The sequence below is a fragment of the Streptomyces sp. NPDC054841 genome (assembly GCF_053611045.1).
This window is the reverse complement of sequence record NZ_JBSGZO010000585.1, coordinates 1-4,772: the sequence shown is the minus strand read 5'-3', so window position 1 is coordinate 4,772 and position 4,772 is coordinate 1. Positions and strand designations below refer to the sequence as shown.

Annotated in this window: 4 protein-coding genes; all 4 read right to left on the bottom strand. The window is 71.9% G+C overall.

Annotated features, from left to right (window positions below):
- Positions 1–88: 88 nt before the first annotated feature.
- Positions 89–1,096 (bottom strand): serine/threonine-protein kinase, encoded by a 1,008-nt coding sequence (locus ACWGI8_RS39750; protein WP_453668315.1) that lies wholly within the window; start codon positions 1,094–1,096, stop codon positions 89–91.
- A complete protein-coding gene (locus tag ACWGI8_RS39745; protein WP_453668314.1) occupies positions 1,096–1,290 on the bottom strand; it encodes a hypothetical protein in 195 nt (64 codons plus the stop codon). Before ACWGI8_RS39745 ends, ACWGI8_RS39750 begins: the two co-directional genes overlap by 1 nt.
- A 216-nt stretch (positions 1,291–1,506) precedes the next feature.
- The gene (locus ACWGI8_RS39740) at positions 1,507–2,505 is read right to left on the bottom strand and encodes a serine/threonine-protein kinase (RefSeq protein ID WP_453668313.1); all 999 of its coding nucleotides are present in this window, start codon (positions 2,503–2,505) and stop codon (positions 1,507–1,509) included.
- 464 nt (positions 2,506–2,969) lie between these two features.
- The gene (sbnA, locus tag ACWGI8_RS39735) at positions 2,970–4,124 is read right to left on the bottom strand and encodes a 2,3-diaminopropionate biosynthesis protein SbnA (RefSeq protein ID WP_453668312.1); all 1,155 of its coding nucleotides are present in this window, start codon (positions 4,122–4,124) and stop codon (positions 2,970–2,972) included.
- Between the last annotated feature and the right edge of the window lie 648 nt (positions 4,125–4,772).

Here is a 4,772-nt window from a genome sequence, read left to right as displayed (position 1 = left end):
CTCATACTGGGCGTATTCGGGCGATCCGACAACGCAGCGAGGTGCCGTAGCTGTCGTCGTGCGCCCGCCGGGGATTACGGGACAGCCCTTAGCCGGGTGGCTGGCGGAAGACGGGCCGGGCCCAGGGCGGGGGTTCGGGGGGCGGGCCGGGGTGTCCGGTGGCGGCTTGGGGGCGGTCGATGCGGGTGGGCGGGTGGCTGCTCTTGCCGGTGTGGTTTTCGGCGGCGCGCAGGGCGGCGACGAACTCGAGGCAGGAGCTGTAGCGGTCGTCGGGGACTTTGGCGAGGGCTTTGGCCAGGACGTCGTCGAGTGCGGGGGTGATCCCTGGCCGTTTCTCGGTCAGGGCGGGCGGCTGGTCGTACTGGTGCGCCCACAGCAGTGCCATGTCCTCCTCGCGCTGGAAGGGGGGTTTGCCGGTGAGGGTTTCGTAGACGACGCAGGCCAGGCTGTAGAGGTCGCAGCGGCCGTCGACGGGGCGGCCGGAGATCTGTTCGGGCGCGACGTAGTCGAGGGTGCCGACGAACTCGCCGACGGTGGTGAATCCGGTGAGGGACAGGGACTTCTTCGTCAGCCCGAAGTCGGTGAGGTAGACGTGTTCGGGGTGGTCGATGTCGGTGCCCTTGGCGACGAGGATGTTGCCGGGTTTGACGTCGCGGTGGACGAGGTCGTGGTCGTGGGCGGCGTCGAGTGCGGAGGCGACCTGGGCGGCGATGCGGATGGCGGTGTGGACGGGCAGGGGGCCGTCGCGGTCGAGGAGGGCGCGCAGGTCGAGTCCGGAGACGTAGCGCATGGCGATGTAGAGGACGCCGTCGGTTTCGCCGGCTTCGAAGATCGGCACGATGTGGGGGTGGTCGATCGCGGCGGCCACGCGTGATTCGTGGGTGAAGCGGCGGCGGAAGGTGTCGTTGCGGGCGAGTTCGGGGGCGAGGAGTTTGAGCGCGACGGTGCGGTCCAGACGCAGGTCCTTGGCGCAGTAGACGACGGCCATGCCGCCGCGGCCGATCTCACGCTCCACCCGGTAGCCCGCGATCTGCGCGCCGATCAGGCCGGAGGGCCGCCCCGCATACAGGCTCATGTCGTTGGATGCCTGCTCCATCAGACACCCCTGCCACCGGGCCGGACGATGCCGCTGAACGGGCCGGATCCGGCGTGGTGGTGCCCGCTCGGACTCATCACCGCGAAGCCGCCGCAGCCGCCGCCGCGGCCGCCGGGACCGGGTCCGGGACCAGAGCTGGGGCTGGTGTCGGGGACGAGTTCGGGCGCGGTCGGCGCGACGGGCCGCTCTCCCATGCCTGAATTCTATCCAGTGGTCCACAGGGCTGCTTGCCCCAGATCCATGTCCGCCGCTGGTGGGGGGCTTGTCCGCCCGCGCCCCGCCCCGCCCGGCCCGGCTCGTGCCTCGCCCGGCTGGTGCCTCGCCCGGCTGGTGACCGTACCGGCGTTCGCCGGGTGGCTTGTGCGGCAGGCGTATCGGTGTCCGCACGGCCCGGGAAATGAGGGGGCGGTTCAGGTCACCGGGGGTGGCGGGAGGGTGATGTGCGGCCGGCCCAGGACGGGCCGGGCCCAGGGCGGCGGTTCGGGGGGCGGCCCGGGGGGCGGGGGAGTGGGCGTGGGGCGCAGGTCGATGCGGGTGGGCGGGTGGTTGCCGGTGTGGTTTTCGGCGGCGCGCAGGGCGGCGACGAACTCGAGGCAGGAGCTGTAGCGGTCGTCGGGGACTTTGGCGAGGGCTTTGGCCAGGACGTCGTCGAGTGCGGGGCTGATTCCCGGCCGTTTCTCGGTCAGGGCGGGCGGCTGGTCGTACTGGTGCGCCCACAGCAGTGCCATGTCCTCCTCGTGCTGGAAGGGGGGTTTGCCGGTGAGGGTTTCGTAGACGACGCAGGCCAGGCTGTAGAGGTCGCAGCGGCCGTCGACGGGGCGGCGGGAGAACTGTTCGGGCGCGGAGTAGTCGACGGTGCCGACGAACTCGCCGACGGTGGTGAATCCGGTGAGGGACAGGGACTTCTTCGTCACTCCGAAGTCGGTGAGGTAGACGTGTTCGGGGTGGTCGATGTCGGTGCCCTTGGCGACGAGGATGTTGCCGGGTTTGACGTCGCGGTGGACGAGGCCGTGGTCGTGGGCGGCGTCGAGTGCGGAGGCGACCTGGGCGGCGATGCGGATGGCGGTGTGGACGGGCAGGGGGCCGTCGCGGTCGAGCAGGGCGCGCAGATCGAGTCCGCAGACGTAGCGCATGGCGATGTAGAGGACGCCGTCGGTTTCGCCGGCTTCGAAGACCGGCACGATGTGGGGGTGCTCGATCGCGGCGGCCACGCGTGATTCGTGGATGAAACGGCGGCGGAAGATGTCGTTGCGGGCGTTTTGGGGGGCGAGGAGTTTGAGCGCGACGGTGCGGTCCAGACGCAGGTCCCTGGCGCAGTAGACGACGGCCATGCCGCCGCGGCCGATCTCACGCTCCACCCGGTAGCCCGCGATCTGCGCGCCGCTCATGTCGTTGGATGCCTGTTCCATCAGGCACCCCCCTCACCGGGCCGCCGGTGCGGCCGGTGCGGCTGGTGCGGTGTGGTGGCGCTCGGGCGTGCTGCGGCCCGGGAGCATCCGCGTCCTGGGCGCGCTGGGCGTGGCCCGCCTCCCGCCCAGACCGCAGCCCGGAGCACCCGGTGGCTGTCCGTGTCCGTGCTGCTGGACGGGCCGGTCCTCTCCCCGCGGCCAAAGGGCCCGCCCGGCGTGGCCAGGGTGCTCGCCGGTGTGCGCGCGCCAGGCGCACGGCGTGTGCGTGAGGCGCCTGCTTGCCCCGCAAGGGCGCGGGCGCAGCGGCCGCGGGCGCCGAGGTGTCCGGCGCCTGTGGCGTGGCCCGTCGGCCGGCAGATGATGCCGCCGGGGCCCGCCAGGGTGGTCGTCGTTGCTGAGGGGGTGGTCATCTCGTCCTCGGTGAACAGTCCGCGTGCCTGTCTCCCGTGCTGCTGCCCGGGCGGTCACCGTGCGTTCGAGCAGTTCCTGCGGGGTCGGCCGGAGGGCCGCGGCGGTGGTGTGGGCCAGGCCGCCGAGGAGAGGGAGGCCTGTGCCGGCACCGGCGCCTGTGCCGGGATCGGGGCAGGGACGGGAGCCGGCGCCGGGGCGGGAGCGGGAGCCGGGGCGGGAGCGGGAGCGGGGGCCGGGGCCGGGGCCGGTGTCGGGGCGTCGAGGACGTCCTCGCCGTAGAGGTCTTGCACCCAGTTGGTCTGGTAGATGGTCTCCAGATACCGCTCACCCAGGTCCGGGGCGATGGCCACCGCGGTGAGCTGCTGTTCCTCCTTGCCGGCCAGCCAGTTCATCGCGCCGCTGACCACCGTGCCGGTGGAGCCCCCGAACAGGAACCCGCGCCGGGCCAGCCGGTGACAGGTCCGGATGGCGTCGGCCTCCGGCACGTGCACCACCTCGTCCACCAGGGACGCATCCAGCATCGGCGGACGCACGCTGGTGCCCAGGCCGGGGATCATCCGCCGGCCCGGGGTGTCCCCGAAGGTCACCGAGCCCTCCGTGTCGATCGCCACGATGCGCACCGGCCGGTGCCACTGGCGGAAGTAGCGTGCGCAGCCCATCAGGGTCCCGGTGGTGCCGGCCCCGACGAACAGCACATCCAGGTCGGGGAACTGCCGGGCGATGGCCGGGCCGGTCCTGCGGTAGTGGGCCATGCCGTTGTGGGGGTTGGTGTACTGGTTGAGCCACACGTAGCGGTCGTCGGAGGCACACAGCGCGCGGACGTGGTCGATGCGCGCGCCGAGGAACCCGGAGCCGGCGGCGGCCTCGGTGATGACGTGGACCTGGGCGCCCAGGGCCTCCATGAGCAGCCGGGTGGACAGGTTGCAGCGGGAGTCGGTCACGCACAGGAACTGGTAGCCCTTGCTGGCTGCGATCATGCTCAGGGCCACGCCCAGGTTCCCCGAGGAGGACTCGACCAGGATCGAGTCCGGCTTCAGCAGGCCGTCGCGTTCGGCGGCCTCGACCATCTCGGTGGCGGCTTTGAGTTTGATCGAACCGGCGAAGTTGAAGCCCTCGCATTTGAGGAACAACGGGTGCCCGAAAATCGCCTCTAGGTCAACGAAGAGTTCGTCTTCGTTGAAGTCCTGGGGGACGGATATGACAGGCATGGTTGCCTCCTCGTCTGCGGCAGAGCGCGCTGTGCCGCTCATCCGTATCGGAGCGGCTCATGGAAGAAAGGGAAGAAATCGAAGGCGAGGGCAACTCGCCGGAACACATCCAGTACGCCCGGCCCGAGCAGCCCTGTCATGCCACCGGAATTCGGGGCTTGACACCCACCGTGAACGCGGTTAAAGGAACGTCGCGTGGCCGGAACGGGGCTGTATCGCATGCCCCGGACCGGGTGTATCCGCAGACCCCCGCCCCCGCCCCCGCCCCCGGCCCGGCTGCTGACCCGCCCCCGGCCGTAGCCCCAGGCGCAGCCGTAGCCGTAGCCGGGCCTGCAGCGGCCCGAGTGGCCCGGCCCGCAGGCCCGCAGAGGTCTGCAGGCGGTCTACCGGGGTCTTCAGGTGCTCTGCCGGGGTCTGCCGACGGTTTGCAGCTGGGTCTGCGGGCGGTCCTGCGGGCGGTCCTGCGGTGCCGGCGGTCTGCGGCCGGTCCGCCCCGGTCCCCGGCCGGGCCGGCCGGTATCGGGCGGGGTGCGGCTGTGCGGATTGCGGCGGCTGCCTGTTGCGCCGCTGTGAGCCCCGGCGGCGCGCACGAAACGCCGGGAAGCAACGGGCAGTAAATACGGGCGGAGCCCGCCTGCGGCGGCGGCC

Coding starts and splice junctions, on each gene's coding strand:
- ACWGI8_RS39745 (WP_453668314.1), bottom strand. CDS start 1,290: ATGGGAGAGCGGCCCGTCGCGCCGACCGCGCCCGAACTCGTCCCCGAC.
- ACWGI8_RS39740 (WP_453668313.1), bottom strand. CDS start 2,505: ATGGAACAGGCATCCAACGACATGAGCGGCGCGCAGATCGCGGGCTAC.
- sbnA (WP_453668312.1), bottom strand. CDS start 4,124: ATGCCTGTCATATCCGTCCCCCAGGACTTCAACGAAGACGAACTCTTC.
- ACWGI8_RS39750 (WP_453668315.1), bottom strand. CDS start 1,096: ATGGAGCAGGCATCCAACGACATGAGCCTGTATGCGGGGCGGCCCTCC.